12 protein-coding genes, 1 pseudogene and 1 CRISPR repeat array are annotated in these 16,552 nt (G+C 43.9%); of the genes and pseudogenes, 3 read left to right on the top strand and 10 right to left on the bottom strand.

All coding sequences use genetic code 11. The annotated features are described in order from the left end of the window. Positions 1–378: 378 nt before the first annotated feature. From H6F74_RS31225 to H6F74_RS26335, 3 genes and pseudogenes are all read right to left on the bottom strand, one after another. A pseudogene (locus H6F74_RS31225) lies at positions 379–672 on the bottom strand (GHMP kinase); the annotation flags it as partial. A 209-nt stretch (positions 673–881) separates the two neighbouring features. Further along, positions 882–2,669: a hypothetical protein gene (locus H6F74_RS26330; RefSeq protein WP_190445063.1), complete on the bottom strand. Its 1,788-nt coding sequence runs from the start codon at positions 2,667–2,669 to the stop codon at positions 882–884. After that, a complete protein-coding gene (locus H6F74_RS26335) occupies positions 2,648–4,162 on the bottom strand; it encodes a phospholipid carrier-dependent glycosyltransferase (RefSeq protein WP_190445064.1) in 1,515 nt (504 codons plus the stop codon). The genes H6F74_RS26330 and H6F74_RS26335 overlap by 22 nt, the downstream gene beginning before the upstream one ends. 716 nt (positions 4,163–4,878) lie before the next feature. On the opposite strand from H6F74_RS26335, the gene H6F74_RS26340 reads away from it, so the two are divergent. Next, positions 4,879–5,799 carry a cistern family PEP-CTERM protein gene (locus tag H6F74_RS26340; RefSeq protein WP_190445065.1) on the top strand — a complete coding sequence of 307 codons (921 nt, stop codon included), beginning with the start codon at positions 4,879–4,881 and terminating at the stop codon, positions 5,797–5,799. A gap of 95 nt (positions 5,800–5,894) precedes the next feature. On the opposite strand, the gene H6F74_RS26345 is transcribed toward H6F74_RS26340, so the two are convergent. The 5 genes from H6F74_RS26345 to H6F74_RS26365 form a co-directional block, all read right to left on the bottom strand. Beyond that, positions 5,895–7,370: an ankyrin repeat domain-containing protein gene (locus tag H6F74_RS26345; protein ID WP_190445066.1), complete on the bottom strand. Its 1,476-nt coding sequence runs from the start codon at positions 7,368–7,370 to the stop codon at positions 5,895–5,897. Positions 7,371–7,498: 128 nt separating this feature from the next. After that, a CRISPR array of direct repeats spans positions 7,499–8,818; the repeat unit is 37 nt; unit sequence GTTTCAATCCCTGATAGGGATTTAAGAGTTTTCCGGC. Between the two features lie 275 nt (positions 8,819–9,093). Then, the gene (locus H6F74_RS26350) at positions 9,094–10,062 is read right to left on the bottom strand and encodes an FTR1 family protein (RefSeq protein WP_190445067.1); all 969 of its coding nucleotides are present in this window, start codon (positions 10,060–10,062) and stop codon (positions 9,094–9,096) included. An 86-nt stretch (positions 10,063–10,148) separates the two neighbouring features. Then, a complete protein-coding gene (locus tag H6F74_RS26355) occupies positions 10,149–10,583 on the bottom strand; it encodes a ferritin-like domain-containing protein (protein ID WP_190445068.1) in 435 nt (144 codons plus the stop codon). 190 nt (positions 10,584–10,773) lie between these two features. Beyond that, positions 10,774–11,790 carry a helix-hairpin-helix domain-containing protein gene (locus tag H6F74_RS26360; protein ID WP_190445069.1) on the bottom strand — a complete coding sequence of 339 codons (1,017 nt, stop codon included), beginning with the start codon at positions 11,788–11,790 and terminating at the stop codon, positions 10,774–10,776. Between the two features lie 146 nt (positions 11,791–11,936). Next, positions 11,937–12,941, bottom strand: a complete 1,005-nt coding sequence (locus H6F74_RS26365) for a multicopper oxidase domain-containing protein (RefSeq protein WP_190445070.1) — start codon at positions 12,939–12,941, stop codon at positions 11,937–11,939. A 343-nt stretch (positions 12,942–13,284) separates the two neighbouring features. Between H6F74_RS26365 and H6F74_RS26370 the strand changes: the two genes are divergently transcribed. Continuing rightward, positions 13,285–13,533, top strand: coding sequence for a helix-turn-helix transcriptional regulator (locus H6F74_RS26370; protein ID WP_190445071.1), 249 nt, complete (start codon positions 13,285–13,287; stop codon positions 13,531–13,533). A gap of 98 nt (positions 13,534–13,631) precedes the next feature. Next, positions 13,632–14,198 carry a hypothetical protein gene (locus H6F74_RS26375; RefSeq protein ID WP_242022492.1) on the top strand — a complete coding sequence of 189 codons (567 nt, stop codon included), beginning with the start codon at positions 13,632–13,634 and terminating at the stop codon, positions 14,196–14,198. 11 nt (positions 14,199–14,209) lie between these two features. Here H6F74_RS26375 and H6F74_RS26380 read toward each other — a convergent pair whose 3' ends face one another. Together H6F74_RS26380 and H6F74_RS26385 are read right to left on the bottom strand one after the other, a co-directional pair. Then, positions 14,210–15,292 carry a site-specific DNA-methyltransferase gene (locus H6F74_RS26380; RefSeq protein WP_190445072.1) on the bottom strand — a complete coding sequence of 361 codons (1,083 nt, stop codon included), beginning with the start codon at positions 15,290–15,292 and terminating at the stop codon, positions 14,210–14,212. A gap of 128 nt (positions 15,293–15,420) precedes the next feature. Further along, positions 15,421–16,398, bottom strand: coding sequence for an aldo/keto reductase (locus H6F74_RS26385; RefSeq protein WP_190445073.1), 978 nt, complete (start codon positions 16,396–16,398; stop codon positions 15,421–15,423). Positions 16,399–16,552: the final 154 nt, after the last annotated feature.

A 16,552-nucleotide genomic window follows, 5' to 3' on the forward strand; every position in this document is an offset into this window, starting at 1 on the left:
TGGCTCATAATTGAGAATTTGATGTAGGATAGGAGCGGTTAATTGGGAAGGACAGGCGGGAATTAAATGCTTGTCAAATTGGGTTTGGGCAATTGCCATCAAAGTACCAATTTCTTCAGCATCTCCTTTTTGTAGCGCGTCTACTGCTTGTAGGGTAATTTGAGAACTGATTGAACCAAGATATTTCTGTACATCTTGTTGCACTGCGTTGGTGGCTAAGGGATAACACTGATTTAGTTGACTCAGTATTTCCTGCGTATTTTTGCCAGCGCCGAGATCCACAATTACAAAAAACAGATTCTTTTGTATTTTAAGCTCAATGACATCAGCGCGATCGCCATCAAAGATCATCAGGATTGGTTGATTTCCGTAAGCACAAGCCTGATCCATCCGTCCGCATCCCGAAGGCGTGGTAATTTCACCGAGATAGGCAAACTCCATCTCTTCCCGAACCGTCATCTTTAAGTCATACACGCGATTGAAGGCCCGCGCCACCAAGACACAAATTGCTGCACTCGACGACAGCCCTTTTTGAATCGGCAAATCTGTCAGATAATTGTCGATTTCAAGTCCTTTAACTTGGTAGTGACTAAGAAATTGGTAGGCAACACCAGCAGCATAACTCCAAAAACCGCCCTTTTGAGCTTCCGCAAGTAAAACCTCCGTTTCCATCGGCAGATTCAACGTTTTTCGGGTGCCGTTACTCAGAGAAGCGTGTAGAATCAGCTGGGTTGGATTTGCCTTAACTTCGGCATAAAGTCCCTGATTTGTACCAACCAGAAGCGTGTAGCCTTTTTCTAGATTAGGATTGATCCGGCGATAGCCACCCGCCCAATCGCTGTGTTCGCCAAACAAACACAAGCGACCTGGAACAAAAATTTTCAATAATTTCCCCTCCAATCTTTGCCCCTAGCATTTAGCTGTTGTTCGCCGTTTGAATTTAGCCCTAATTTCCTCACATCATAAATCCGATAGTTTTGATTCTGAATCGCAACGGGATAATTTTGTGCGTAGTAAGATTCATTCGCCTGGAGATTTTTTAACTCGCTAGGGCCAATAGCTACATAACTTATTTTATATTGCTTTAATAATTTCTCTGCCTCTGCACCTCCTTTAAACATGACTGCTACATCCTTTTCTCTTTGCTGATACAAAAATCCATAGGTGAACACCCATCCAGGGTAGCCCATTAGGATTGATCTTGCACCCCACATCATTACTGGATGATTATGGTTTGTTGAAGTCAGGAATATAGCTAAAGGATCAGTTTTTTCTCGGATTTCTGCTCCTAGCTTAATATCCTCAGCGCTAGCCAGTTGAACTTGATTGCGGTCAATTCTCTGAAGGCGGATGAGTTCCAGCGAACCTGTAAAGGTGAGTACAATTGCCATCAACACAACATCAAATCTGCTAAAAGTTCTACCACCTCTTCTCCAGCCCCAGGAAAGAGTAACAGCGGCTAAACCGGAAAAACCTAAATATGCCCACATAAAGATTTTAGTATTATCAAATCGCATGGGCTGGAATAAAAAGAAGTTGGCAAGTATAAATAATAAGAAAAAGCTAAAAAAGAAGGTTTTAATGATTAAAGGCTGCTTTCTCAGCAAGAAAAATCCGAAAACCGCTATAGGTAACATTATTCCCCATAACTGTATCCACATTTTTAACCAACCAATTAATCCACCTGTAGATGTCCATCCTGGCAACCATTGAAAAAATTGGGGGTTCTCAATTCCTCCAGAAATAAACATCAAATAGAGGAAAATTGAGATAATTATAGCGGGAACGGCATAAAATAACAATTCTTTCCATCTTTCATAGGATATAAGGCATAAAGAACCTGTAACAACAATAATGACTATAAAGCTGTGGATATGAATAATTGGCAATAATCCCGCTAATGTTCCTAATACAAACAGGATTCTTCTATTACCTATAGCTTGTTTTCTATTTAAAAGAATATAAACTAAACCAGTCATTATCCAAAGCGATAGTGCCATTCCCAGCAAAAATGCTCGTTGCGGTATCAGCATCCCGACAACAAAATTTCCAGAATATACTTCATAAGGAATGGCATTACTGTATTCCTGTTCTGGATACAGAAGCATCTTTAGGCTGGGATTGTTGGAAAAATCTCTTAAGAAGTTGATAAAACCCAATCCGGCTGAAAGAAAGAAGATAAATATGGCAACAAGAGTTTGCTTTTTAGATTTCAACACTATATAAAATACTGCATACATACCAGTTAGCAAAAAGAAAACATAAATCAACGATGGAATAATAAATGCCATCTCCATCGAAAATCCAACTCTTACTAGCATTCCAGAAATAAAATTAACCAGGAATGGATAAGTTAATTTCCCTCCAGCATATACGGGGTGGTAAGCAAACCAATATTGCGGGTCTTTGTAAGCAAAAATTGAAACCATGCCAATGTGTAGCGCCCAGTCTCCCCACACATTTTTATGCCCAACATATAAACCATCCGGTTCATATGCAATCATCCGAATAAATATGAGAAAAAAGTAAAGTGCCCAGGTTGCAAAGAGAACTAAAAGGGCTTTTTTATGAGATTGGTAAATTTTCAGTAATGACTTCATAATCCAGATAAATAGATAAGTAGGGTGGATAATGCCCACCCTAGCTATTAAATCCAAGAACGGAACCACATACGACTTCCAAAGCTTTCTGGAGACAATGGGAGTCCCAAATATAGTGGCATCCAGTATACAAAAGCTAGCAAAATCGCAAAGATAATAGTGACTCCTACAGCCCGAAGCCAGAGATTATAACTTTGCAGGTAGCTATCGACTATCCACGCGATCGCCAAAAAGGCAAAAATAGCAGCACCCATGTAATGATACAGAAAAGCGCAGCGAGTCACTTTTACCCAAGGCAGCAGGTTAGCAACATAATTTAATATCAAAAATAGGGCAACCCCAAACTCCGTTGATTGAACTAAAGAAAGATTATGGTTGGTAGTTGCCCTGATGATTCGCTGGGATAATATCAATAGTAATATTGCGATCGCAACCGTTGAAAGCCACCATAAAGCCGGATTCCCCATAGCGTGTACATCCAAGTAAACCACCTTTGGGGGGCTAGGGGGGAAAGGAGAAACTAAAGATGAAACTGGTTCTGGAGTCTTACCAACTTTTTCAAAGAAATACCCGACCGGGCGAATCATCCAGGGCCAAGTGTACCAGGCAGAACAGTAAGGATGTATACTTAAATCTCCGCCAACCCGTTGATGATAGCCCAGGATTTGCTTTTGCATTTCCCAGAATCCACGTTCTGGATTTAGTTGTATGTGGGGAATCCAAGCTAGGCGGTAAATGACCGCGGGAATAGCACCCAACTCAAAAAGCATATGCCTAAAATCAATCTGCGTTAGCTTTTGGATGAAAGTTAAATTTTCTGACTCTTGTAGGGGTATTTCCTCGCCTGTATTGAGTACAGAATTTTCTTCTTTAATATTTAATTTTTTATATTTATTCTTTTCTACCCATCTAATTACCCAAGCAGATATCCAAACTAGATAGATACCAAGTAGAAATCCCAGACCATTCCACTTCACAGAAACGCAAGCACCGAAGCAGATACCAGATAAAGCCAACCAAATCCTGCGTCGTCCAGCACCGCTATTCAACGCCAACAGGAACAATAATTGCCCCAGTAGCCCAAAGATAATCAGGTAGACATTTATCAAAGCATAGCGGGACTCTACCAAGAACAGACCATCGGCTGCCATAAATAGGGCTGCAATCAAAGCATAACTGCGGCGGTGACTCAACTGATAAGCGATCGCTCCCACTACCAACGGCATTAAAGAACCAGTAAAGGCGTTTAGCCAACGGTAACTCCAAGGAGAAAGCAAAGAACCCGTCAACTCGTTACGTGCATCGTTTCCGAAGGGAAGCAGGCGACTCAGCCAGATACCAACGGCGATTAAGTATTTACCCAAGGGCGGGTGAACATCAAAGAAGGGCGTATTGGTTAAGTAGTTATTGCCATACTTAGCAAAATAAACTTCGTCAAACACCAGGGTGTTAAATCGGCTTAATCCCCAAAACCTCAAAAACGCTGACAGCAAAAATACCCCAGCCATCCCAATCCAGAACCAGGGGACAGACGACTGAGAAGGCTCTTTAGATAAATTCATAAAACCGCCTTGGAAAAAATAGTGTATCAGACAACCGGAAGAAAGCCTGGATAACGCCCAAGGCTTAGCTGATTGCCAATTTTATAGGCTACTTTCATTAAATCTTAGCTTGTTAATTATTTTCTACCTGTATCTATAGCATTCTTAAATGTTTCGTAAAGGCGAGATACGCGACTTCCTAGAGAAGTTGCGTATCTAAAGGGCTGGATCACAACTCTGGCGAGGATTGCTATAGCTTGTGCAGGCTTGATACCATCCGCGAGGCTCAAAGGTTAGCCTAGCTTACTTCTGGCTCACTATCCTTTGCTGTAGCTGTTAACAGGTTATGTAAATACACTTAGCCTGAAAGGTCTTTGCCGGAACTTTCCTAGTTTTTGACTATATTTTTTAAGTAAAAACTACATTACCTCTTCATGGCTTAATGAAATCATACGTAAATCTACGTAAAAAAGTTGTTTTTACGAGGGCTTTCCATGTTTTCTCATAAACAAATCATCAAAATACGTATTGATTTTACGGAAATTTCATAAATACAGACATTCACATAAACTTATAATGAACCTGATAAAAACTTAGAGCTATTAGTTTATGAAAAGTTAGTAATCTGAAAGAATTACGTAAAGATACGATGAAATCACCGATAAAGTATAGACAGACTAATTTGAGTGGGATAAAGTTCCATAAGTAAGAGATTGCACGGAAACAAAGGAAAAGAGATGACAATATTTAACTTGCACAAAAAACATTTACTATCTGCACTGTCTGTAGTTGGAGTTTATTCTTTAGCAGTAGCTCTCCCGGCTTCAGCGTTTACCTTCAGCGGGGGTAGCGTAACAATTAATAGTAGTGATATTAATCAATCTTTTAACGTTTTCTTCGGTGGCAACGTAGAGAGAAACAATGTTTCTGGTCTTTCATCTGAAGCGGTATTTACCTTTCTAGGATTCACAACGGTTGGAAATACTACCGAGGCGGCTTTTGATATATTGCTAAAGAATACATCTAGTGGTGGTATCACTTCTAGAACTTCTGCCTTAGGTTTTGACGTTGACCTGCCCCTGCTGGGAGTCGGACAGCCCAGTGGTTCTGGAAATACCCGCGTATCTGGAATTTTTGATAACGACAGAAGCGGCTCATTTCCTAATGGCTTCGGTGATATTGATGTATGTTTCACCGATGGTAATACCTGTCAAGGGGGATCAAATGGCGGTGTTACTACTGGTAATTCTGGTACTTTTTCTCCTATTCTGGCGTTCAGCGGCAGCGTTAATAGCTTTACCCTAAGTAACTTCGGGGTTCGCTACCAAAGTATTAATGGTAATGGTTTTAACGGTGACAGCGGAACGGGACAGGGTACACCAAGACCAACTCCAACCCCAACTCCAACCCCAACTCCAACCCCAACCCCAACTCCGGAACCAACCCCAACCCCAACTCCGGAACCAACCCCAACCCCAACTCCGGAACCAACTCCAACCCCAACTCCGGAACCAACTCCAACCCCAACTCCGGAACCAACCCCAACCCCAACTCCGGAACCAACTCCAACTCCGGAACCAGTGCCTGAGCCAGGTACAATGGGTGCAATCGTGCTGAGTGGTTTGGCATTACTGCGCTACGGTAAGAAGCGCAAATAAGATTATAATCAGTAGCTTTCAGCACTGATTAAGCGATCGCAAATTTTTAGAGTTCAGTTAGAGTGTTAGGCAATACCTAGCACTCTATTTTTGTTTTAATCCACAGCGCCTGCTGCTTTAAGCGATCGCACTATATCCCGAAATCGATTCATTTGTGCCATCATCAAAGCTGTGTAGCCGCCTTGATTTTTTAAATTCACATCTGCACCAGCATCAAGCAAGACTTTTACAACTTGAACATGATGACGCTGCACACCCCACATCAAAGCAGTCGCACCGACATCATCCTGAAGATTGATATCTGCACCCAAGGAAAGCAGCTGTTGCATCACGCCCGTATGTCCTGCCATAGCTGCCTTCATCAGCGCTGTTTTCCCATCATTGGCGCGTGTATTCGGCTTCGCACCAGCATCCAGCAGCACCTTGACAGTCTCGCTGTGTCCGTGAAATGCTGCCAGCGTTAAAGGAGTTTCGCCAAAATTTCGGACATTGAAATCAGCCTTTTTTTGTAATAATGAGGATGCGATCGCGTTTCTCCCATGCAACGCCGCCACTAATAAAGCCGTATCCCCCAACTTGTTTCGCGTTTGGACATCAGCCCCCCGGTTGAGTAAAATCTCCACAACTTCGTCATAACCTTCGACAACCGCAAAGTTTAAAGCTGTTTCACCATCTATATCTTGGGCGTTGATTTCAGCGCCTTTTTCGAGCAAAGCTGATACGATGTCGCTATCGCCAACCGCCGCCGCCGCCATCAACGCTGTTGAACCATCCGGATTTTTAGCATTCACATCCGCACCAGCACAAAGCATTGCTTGCACTATTTCAGCGTCACCTTCATCTATTGCCAAGATTAAAGCTGTCTCACCGTCTTGGTTTTGTGCATTGACATTAGCACCATTCGCTAACAACAACTGGGCTATATCTTTACGACCAAATTCCGCAGCTTGCATTAAGGCAGTTCTGCCGTCATTTCTCCTACAATTCGCATCCGCCCCTCGTTCTAATAAAATTCTTACCGTGTCAGCGTGACCCAAGCCAGCAGCGAGGAACAAGGGAGAGACACCATCATTTCTACTTGCATTAACCTCAGTACCAGCATCTAGCAAAGCTTGCACAATTGCTGTATAACCTTCTTGAACAGCCAAGATTAAAGCGGTATCCTCAACTTTATCTTTAACATTTACTTCAGCACCCGCATCCAGCAAAATTTGCACCACGGAAGCATGACCTTTGAACGCCGCTACCATCAGCGCCGTACTCCCATCTTCGTTTTTGGCATTCGTGTCAGCGCCTCTAGCCACCAAAGTTTGCACCACGTCAACCTGATTTGCCGCAGCTGCCAACATCAAGGTCGTCAAACCATACTGTTTTCTGGCAAGGTTGATATTAGCGCCTTTGTCTAGCAACATCCGTACAATTTCGGTGTTGCCGTTTTGGGCGGCAAACATTAAAGCAGTGGTGCCTTCTCTATCGGTAGTATTGACATCAGCGCCTTGGTGGAGTAATGCTTGTATCCGCTTGATGTCGCCCTTTTTAGCTGCTCTGATTAAATCTTGATTTGCATTCATGCCAAAGTCTCATCCCATCCCCCGCAATGTCAACTTACCGCCAAATTGGGCATTTGAGAAGATGTTGGCACTGATTCCCCAAATTTCCGATGGTTAATCTTACACGCTACAAGATGAGCGCCCCTATCATTTCCATCGCTAGGTCGGCAAAAAGAGTTTTCCGACTTGGACAAGTAGACATCAAGTAGACATTCTTACAAGTTGTTTCAATCCCTGATAGGGATTTAAGAGTTTTCCGGCTCACCGCTGGGAATAGTTCCAATAATACCAAAAGGAGTTTCAATCCCCGATAGGGATTTAAGAGTTTTCCGGCTATAGGCCTCTGGAGGATTGAAACCCTTTTCAGTTTCAATCCCTGATAGGGATTTAAGAGTTTTCCGGCAAAACTATTTCCTCATTATGTACCTTTTGCTGTGTTTCAATCCCTGATAGGGATTTAAGAGTTTTCCGGCTTTTACTGTAGGGATTTTCTATGGACTACCGCGCCCTGTTTCAATCCCTGATAGGGATTTAAGAGTTTTCCGGCGCAGCCCCTCTTGCAAGTCAGCGAATAATAATTCGTTTCAATCCCTGATAGGGATTTAAGAGTTTTCCGGCTGTACCTTCTGTCGGTTTGCTATCGCGATTTGGTGTTTCAATCCCTGATAGGGATTTAAGAGTTTTCCGGCTCAAAATCCTTGCTGCTCCGTGGTTTCACCGTTGTTTCAATCCCTGATAGGGATTTAAGAGTTTTCCGGCATCTCCTAGTACAATCGGTATAAGCCACACACCAGTTTCAATCCCTGATAGGGATTTAAGAGTTTTCCGGCAAATTGTCAGAGCAAGAAAAGATTGTAGCGCGTGGTTTCAATCCCTGATAGGGATTTAAGAGTTTTCCGGCGTAATGCCCCATTGGTTGGCGAGTGTTTCTTTGAGTTTCAATCCCTGATAGGGATTCAAGGGTTTTCCGGCGCTGGGTAACTGTCGAAACACAAGCAATTGTCATTGTTTCAATCCCTGATAGGGATTCAAGGGTTTTCCGGCTCTTCCTAATCTCGCCTCCAGAATGCTCAAAAGTTTCAATCCCTGATAGGGATTCAAGGGTTTTCCGGCGCAACTTTTATAACTTCGCCATCCTGAAATGAGTGTTTCAATCCCTGATAGGGATTCAAGGGTTTTCCGGCCTATTTTCCCGGTAGCCTTAGTACCCGCTGATCTCTGGTTTCAATCCCTGATAGGGATTCAAGGGTTTTCCGGCCTCCGATTCGAGCTGAACAACTCTCCCTTTCAAGGTTTCAATCCCTGATAGGGATTCAAGGGTTTTCCGGCCTTACTCTTACAATCCCGTACCGCCACGCGAGCTGTTTCAATCCCTGATAGGGATTCAAGGGTTTTCCGGCGTTAACTCATCATCGTTGTTAGGGTCTAGGATGTTTCAATCCCTGATAGGGATTCAAGGGTTTTCCGGCTGCCGGGTTCTGGAAGTATTGATATATGTAGTTTTCAAGGTTCGTTTGTGTCAACCTAGAGTCAATGTACCGTTTCAGGAATCGGGTTGTCAAGATGACATTTTTATAAATCCCTTCAAAGCAAGCCACAGTGTAGATGGCAGCGTTTGCGGCAACCCCTTGAATGGTGTCATCCGCCTCAAATTCAAAGGGGATAAGCGTTTCAGCCACAAAACTCGACCCTTTCAAAAAAACACCTATAGGTTGACGCAAGCGGCGAACAAAAAACCAACAGTTTATTCCTGTCCGGAACTGATTGTGTTTTGCACTGATTCATGCTTCGCTGCTGCCACCTTGGGGCGACCTTTTAAACTGTTCAAATAAATGCCGCCGATGCTGACTAAAAATAGAACGTAAGCGATCGCTTGCACCCGATAAAGCCTATCTGTATAACCAAACAAAGCATTAAGAAGCAACCCAGGAAACTTCTCTTGGGGCAATATTTTGGTAGTATTCCAAACCATCGGCCCTAAAATACACGATGCTTCTTTGGCAAATCTTTCGTAATAGAAACACAAACTTGCTGATTTGCGATCCATCTTGGAAAGGGTGGCAACCGTTGCGTCAAAATGTCCCATAGCTGAGACAACCAAACCAGCTACGATGAAAAGTAATAATATGCCCATCACCTGAAAAAACAGACGAATATTAATTTTAACTCCCCACTTAAATAACCCTACGCCAATAAGAACAGCAACAACTATACCGCTAATTGCTCCCAAGGCTGGAATCAAACCTTGTTCAAATTTGGCAACAATAAACAGAACAGTTTCAAAGCCTTCTCGCAACACTGCAATAAAGATTAAACTGAAGACACCCCAACCAGCATTAGTATTTTGGTTCAAGGCATCAGTTAGAGATCCCTCAACTTGAGCTTTCAGAAATCGTGCTTGCTTCGTCATCCAGATGAGCATCCAGCTAAGCATAGCGATCGCTATCACGCTGAATATACCCTCCAGCAAGGTCTCCATAACTGGCGCATAGGGGCTGTTTGATTTCGAAAGGGCTTGACTTACGCCCCCAAGCAGCACTCCCACCAAAGCACTCGCCACAAGTCCCACCACAACCCCAGCATAAACCCAAGAATTAAGCTGGCTCTGTTTAGCTTTTCTCAGACAAGCCAGCACAACTCCCACCACCAAAGCGGCTTCGACACCTTCTCTCAAGGTAATTAAAAATGTCGGGAAGGCAGAAGTAAAATCCATAATTTGCTAATTCCTAATTGTTAAAAGCTAATGGTTTATTGCTAATGGCTAGTTACAATTAGCGATTAGCAATAAACCATTAGCTTTTAACTAAAATCACGCAACATCTTTTTAATTTCAATGTTGTGCATTTCTTCTGTGCCGATCATAGTGCGGGCAAATTCTTCCAGATAAATACTGGCATCTTGAACCGTTTCGAGTAAATCTTTATACAGATCCAAAGCTTTTTTCTCGTGGTTCAGGCTTTCCCGCAAAATATCCTGTACTGAGTGTTTGTAGGTTTCCTCAATGGGAGCAATCCGCTGGCTGGGATGACCTTCTAAGCCTGTGAGAATTTCTCCAGCTTGCTGAGCGTGGGTTAAAGATTCTGTTGCCTGCAACTTAAAAAAGTCTACAATCGGAATCCGGTTTGGGCCAGTCACCATTAGGGAATAGTGAGTATAGCGCACGACACCAGCTAGCTCAAATTCCATGATTGAGTTCAGCAGGTCGGTGGTCTTTTTTTGGTCAAGCTCTTTCATCAGTTTTTAGTAAAGACGTGATACATCGCGTCTGAGTTTTGAATAGAGACGCGATATAGCGTTTCTCAGTTGGGTGAGGTATATCGCAATTGGGGCCTTCGGGCGGTCTTGGTAGGGACATGGCATTGCCATGACCTTACAGATGTATCGCACCCAATCCTTGAATTGCTATATATCGCGTCTCTACAACTTATTTAATTACTTTTTGCGCGTTTTGTTCAATTGTTTTAACCAATTGGGAAACTTGCTCTGGAGTTTTCACTGGTGCAGTGGGAGGAACAGCCGAGGGCCACGCGGTTTTGAGTTCAGTCATGCTGGATGCGATCGCTTTTTGAGCTTCCGGATTCTCTTTCGCCATTTGGTCAGAGACATTGTTTAACAATTGGTCAGCATAGTTCACGAATCCCCGCGAGTCCTGATACTCAATTGCGGCGGACACTTTCCCGTTAGCGATCGCTGCTCCATATTCCGAGTTTGCCGCATCTAGCAACCCGTTAACTACCTGTAGCACAAATTCCGGTGACTGGCGCTCTTGTTCGGGCAAACCTTGAATTGCTCCATCAACCGCCTGCATGGAAGCTTCAAAATTATTCTTTATTTGGGCATCCTTGGGCTTAGACTTCACCAAATCTTGCAACCCGATCAAAGTTGTCTTAAACTCTTTGACATTTCGCTCTTGGAGTTGGGCTTCCACATCAACATAAATCTCTTCTACTGGGTGTCCGATGTGAGGTTCTGCCTGTTCGGGTTTTTGCTGATCTAGAAGTTCTTTAGCAACCACAAGATGACCTTTCATCAAACCTAATTTTGTCATATAATCAACATCTTTTGCTTCTCCAGCCAGCACCACATCCTCAATTGTGACCATATCTTTAACTTGGTCAAATTGCTCTTGGCTAATCACTTTTTTAGAAACCAATTCTTCAGTGCTACCGTAGGGACGACTCGCCTGAACTTTATTCGACAGCGCTGGAACGCCTAATTTTGCTTCTAACTTATCCAACTCGGACAGGATGGCACTGTTGATGTTAATTTTCCGTCCGCCATGATTGCTGTGGGTTGTTGTGGCGACCGGACTGGAACTAGCAACAGGTGCCGTGTTTGTCTTTGAGGTGTCACTTGTGGAAGGTGTCTGACTACAGCTGCTCAGAATTAGCAGACTAACGACGGCAAAGGCAAGAGCGAAAAAACGAAAGATAAACTTCATATTAATTCTTCACAATTTCTTATCAAACTTGGAGGTGCTAGCACTGATTTTTATAAAAGCTTATCAAAAGCTAAGTATGAATCATTGCCAAATTGTTGATAATTTTGTCAACAGTTTTTGAAAAATATCTGACTAACATAGAGGCACTAGGCGTTACCTTTTTCAATGACATCAAAGACACCCATGCAGCCTGCTTCGGCAATGTAATCTTGATGGGGATGAAACATATATTTCCCCGGATACCGGAAGCTAAATTCCAGAATGTGCCGTTCAGCAGTTCCCATCGTAATTACATCGGTTTCCTCAGTAGGTTTGAGAGTCCTTCCTGTGGGATACACATGAAACATATTTGCATGAAGATGAAACGTTGCTGCCACATCAAATTCAATCATGTTCAGCAAATATAGCCGAATCAGCTGATTTTGGTAAATCGGGATTGGGTGCATCATGTAGTAGTCTGGCAGGCCATTGAAAGCGTAGAGTTCATTGTGGCGATCGTCGTCAATGTCATAGCCAGCCATCATCAGCACCATTTCATCCGCCGGGGGACGACTTTTAGGCGGGTCGATGATGAACATCCCGTAGAGTCCTTTACCAATATGCCGCGTAACTGGTTTGGTGTGGCAGTGGTACAAATGTACTCCAAAAGGTTCCGCGTCAAACTCATAAACTGTTGCTGCACCGTGTCGCACGGGTTTCACCCCATCCATTTCTGAGGGATGGAAACCGTGAAAGTGCATTGAGTGGGAATGTCCGCCTTGGTTGAGGAAAAGAACTCGAATGCGATCGCCTTCTTTTGCTCTTAACGTTGGCCCCGGTACGCGATTGTTAAAAGTCCAGGCGTTGAAAGCAACAGCACTATTGAGCTGAAGCGTGGAATTATCAGCAATAATGCGAAATTCCCGAATTTGCCGTCCGTTTTCCTGCTTTATCGTGCCATAATCAAAATCCCGCAGCACCGCCATTGGATTAATGCCACTAGCCATCGCAGCATCGCTGGGCAAAGGCGGTATTATTACCCGTGCTTTGGAGTTCACTTGGGATAACTGTTTGAAAGCGATCGCTGCTCCGGTTAAACCGATTCCTGCCATTCCCACCTTAAGAAATGTGCGACGATTCCATTCAGTATTGTTGTGCGGACGGTCTGTCATGAACCGATTGTTTCCGAGTATTTATTATCAATTATTGTCAATAGCTCATCCGTTGTAGACCTTGTAGATGGTCTTGTTAGCCACAAGAGCAATTAACTCCATTTACCTACGCAATCCAATTGAAATATCAAATTAGGTCAAGTAAATCAAAACGCGATCGCTTAGTTTTCCTTTAACTCGGCTGAAATAACCTATTTTGGGTTTATCCCATATCAGGTTTTAGGATTTAATTCGTACCACTTGCGTAAGCGCAAATAGTCTCGCTTTATTTCCAGTCTGGCAGCAAAGCGAGACTAATTGCGATCGCAAGCAACTAGGTGAAGCCAAAGAGAAGGCAAAACTTGTGCCTAAATCTGTCTTCAGTGAGGAATACAAATGCTTTCGTCAGATGCTCATCGAGGCTCGCAAAATTGCTAAACTTACTCAAACGGAATTGTCTGCAAAGCTAGAACGCCCACAATCTTACGTCTCCAAGTATGAACGCGGAGAACGTCGCTTGGACTTAATCGAATTCTTGCAAGTAGCCGAAGCACTCCAGATCAACCCGACAGTCTTCATCGAAAAACTGCTAAGACACAAACAGGGAGAGTAGCAATTCTTATTCAGTTTACGGATTTCAACGCTGCAAACACTGTCATTAGTAGCCAATGTAACGCTACATGGAACGAGCTGCACAGTGTACTCACCACTATGCCACTACATCTTAAAGCTTCCGGCCAGGCGGGAATTGAAGGAAATCCAATCTTCGACCCAGTAGGAACAAATGAATACATTAAATCTGCCTTGGTCAAGCTTGGCTGGTCGAAGATTCTGATTCCAGCAGAGTATGACTTCTTGGGCAAAGATATTGACTTTGGCAAAACTGGTGCGATTGTCGAGGTTCAGTTTTCCCACTATGCGTTTCTCCCAAACAATACCTTACGATCTGAGTTGTTTTTTAAGGCTGGGACGCACTTTGTAGGACAGCCCACAAAGGCTGTAGTTATTGTCACAAAATCCCAGATGTTTCCAGCTTCAAACAGCAGTCTTTACTACGAACAAGCTGTTAACCAGTTAACAGCCTTAGCCCAAAATAAAGTATTTGACGTACCAATCAGGCTAGTCGGCTTATTCGAGGCAAAAAATGAAAATATACCAGTCAAATGGACTGTGTACGAGAAGCCTACTTCCAGAAAGATTGTGGCACAGGGATATCGCCAATGCCTGATAAATTCAGGGCTTTCGGCACGCAGACGTTGTGTTCTTCAACTCAGATAACCCATAACAGGTTAGCTCCACAATTCCAGCTCAATTTGCTCTCCCAATGTTGTTTTATCTGGTGTCTTCTTACCATTTCCATTTAGCTTTAAATCTATAGGACGCTCTTGCTCCCGCAAATCGGCAGCGAAAGCAGCTTCTTCATAAAACAATCGCTCTTGCATCTCCTGCAAGTGGTGTTCTTCAGGGTATATCTTTGCCTTGCTTCGTTCCGATGGCTTTTTACCTACTTGCATATCAAACCGGAATTTTTCGATTGGCAAGCTAGTTTTTTCCACATAATCCCGAAGAGTTTTCAAGTTCGGGAAACAGTTGTTATCGTCAGGTTCCCCACATAAACGCCGAAGCGCCACATGATGATATTTTGACTCTAGTTCTGCCCCCATGAAATGTCGTTCGTAATTTCTAGCAACAACCGCTACGGTGCCTGAACCTATATAGGGATCAAAAACTACTTCACCTTTTCGAGTGGTAGCTAAAACTATTCGGGCTATTAAGTCTTCGGGGAATTGGCAGGGATGTATCGTTTGCTCCTCATGGTTGTGTTTCACGTTTCGGAACATCCAGATATCGCCGGGGTTCTTTCCATCAGGGTTGCATGATAATTGTCCTTTGCGATCGCCCCGATAGTGCTTTTTATTTTGATACTTTTGAGGAACCCTAATCGCGTCTAAGTTAAATGTATATTCATTGGATTTTGTGAACCAGAGGATTGTTTCATGCCGGCAGGAAAATTTCTTTTGGGCATGAAGTCCATGTTGTCTAGCCCAGATGATTCGGTTTCTTGGAATCAATCCACATGATTCTAAAATGGGGAAAAAGCGAATATCAAGCGGAATTAACATCCCTCGCTCCGAAAAAGCACCGACCTGCCAAAACAGCGACCCTGTATTTTTGAGAATTCGGCTACACTCTTGTAGCACTAAGGTTTGTTCTTTTAGATAAATCTCAAGAGCCTGCTTTGCCTCGTATTCTTTACCAAGATTGTATGGGGGTGAGGATACCACCAAGTCAACACATTCGTCTGGCAAACTGCCAAGTAACTCTATGCAATTTCCCAGAAAAATCCGATCCAGCGGTAGTTTTTCTCTCATCCTTTACTGCCACGCTTACCTTTAACTTGCCCAAGACAAGGTTCCTGTCGAACTTAGAAAAAAATAACCCATAATAGGTTATCAGTCAATTGCGACAACTCTTAGCACCTGGAATGCTTCAAAAACACTCAAGTCCAGGCGCGAAAGAAAGTGTTATCTTCCCAAGCAGCCGCAGTGCGTTGCTCAATTTGGGCGATCGCATTCTCAGACAGTGGTTCAAATGCCTGCGCCACCTTGACATTCGACTCCAACTGTGAAATATCTTCAGCAGCGATAACAGCACAATGAACATCGGGGACTGAAAGCGTATACCCCAGCGCTTGGTGCATTCCGTCCAGCACACCAGGCTTAAACAATCGCCCGTAGGCTGGAACCTTCATGGCAATTACTCCCATCTGCTTGCTTCGCGCCACGGGCAGCACAGCAGGTATAAACGGACGCGGGTGGTGTTTATCGGCGGCATTCACCGGGATGAGCGCTGTATCAAAGGCATAGCGACGCAAACCTTCAGCAATAATTGCCCCTTCGTGGTGTCCGGTGATGCCCACAAAACGCACCAGTTTTTGCTGCTTTGCCTCTTCTAAAGCTTGAACCGCACCGTTGCGCCCAAAGATTGTATCTAGTTCTTGTTCAAAAGAGACGTGGTGGAGTTGCCACAAGTCAAGGTAATCTGTGTTTAGACGTTTTAGACTTCGCTCTAATGCACGCCAAGCCCCATCTCTATCTCTTTGAGCCGTCTTGCTAGCAAGGAAGAGTCGCGCCCGATGTGCTGGCAGCACTTTGCCTAGATAGTCTTCACTAGGGCCATAGCTATCTGCCGTATCAAAGTAGCGAATACCCAAGTCTAAAGCACGTTGAATCAGAGCGATCGCTTCCTTTTCCTTCCCTTCCCAAGATAGCGGTGTCTGACCCGCACCACCCAAACCCAGAATAGGAACGCGCACCCCCGTACTACCCAGTACCCGTTCTGGCATTGTTGCTGTCGCTGGCACCCCATCGGATGATGCTGGTGTAGATTGTTGTTTCAGCGCCGCACCCCCGACGATTCCCCCCGCCACAGCCATACTTGTCGCCAAGAAAACACGGCGCGTAGTTTTTGGTGTCATAGTTGTTTTATGGTGGTGGTTCTTTCTTTGTTTTAGCAGCGATCGCGCTTATATTTCCCGCCTCCCAAGGATAATCTCTAAGGATGTTTTTTATTGTTATCAAAAGATGTATTGGCTGGGACAGCGCCTATTTGCCTCGTGTACCTGTGTCTCT

This window comes from Trichocoleus sp. FACHB-90, from assembly GCF_014695505.1.
GTDB lineage: Bacteria > Cyanobacteriota > Cyanobacteriia > Cyanobacteriales > FACHB-T130 > Funiculus > Funiculus sociatus.

Coding starts and splice junctions, on each gene's coding strand:
- H6F74_RS26335 (WP_190445064.1), bottom strand. CDS start 4,162: ATGAATTTATCTAAAGAGCCTTCTCAGTCGTCTGTCCCCTGGTTCTGG.
- H6F74_RS26340 (WP_190445065.1), top strand. CDS start 4,879: ATGACAATATTTAACTTGCACAAAAAACATTTACTATCTGCACTGTCT.
- H6F74_RS26345 (WP_190445066.1), bottom strand. CDS start 7,370: ATGAATGCAAATCAAGATTTAATCAGAGCAGCTAAAAAGGGCGACATC.
- H6F74_RS26350 (WP_190445067.1), bottom strand. CDS start 10,062: ATGGATTTTACTTCTGCCTTCCCGACATTTTTAATTACCTTGAGAGAA.
- H6F74_RS26355 (WP_190445068.1), bottom strand. CDS start 10,583: ATGAAAGAGCTTGACCAAAAAAAGACCACCGACCTGCTGAACTCAATC.
- H6F74_RS26360 (WP_190445069.1), bottom strand. CDS start 11,790: ATGAAGTTTATCTTTCGTTTTTTCGCTCTTGCCTTTGCCGTCGTTAGT.
- H6F74_RS26365 (WP_190445070.1), bottom strand. CDS start 12,941: ATGACAGACCGTCCGCACAACAATACTGAATGGAATCGTCGCACATTT.
- H6F74_RS26375 (WP_242022492.1), top strand. CDS start 13,632: ATGCCACTACATCTTAAAGCTTCCGGCCAGGCGGGAATTGAAGGAAAT.
- H6F74_RS26380 (WP_190445072.1), bottom strand. CDS start 15,292: ATGAGAGAAAAACTACCGCTGGATCGGATTTTTCTGGGAAATTGCATA.
- H6F74_RS26385 (WP_190445073.1), bottom strand. CDS start 16,398: ATGACACCAAAAACTACGCGCCGTGTTTTCTTGGCGACAAGTATGGCT.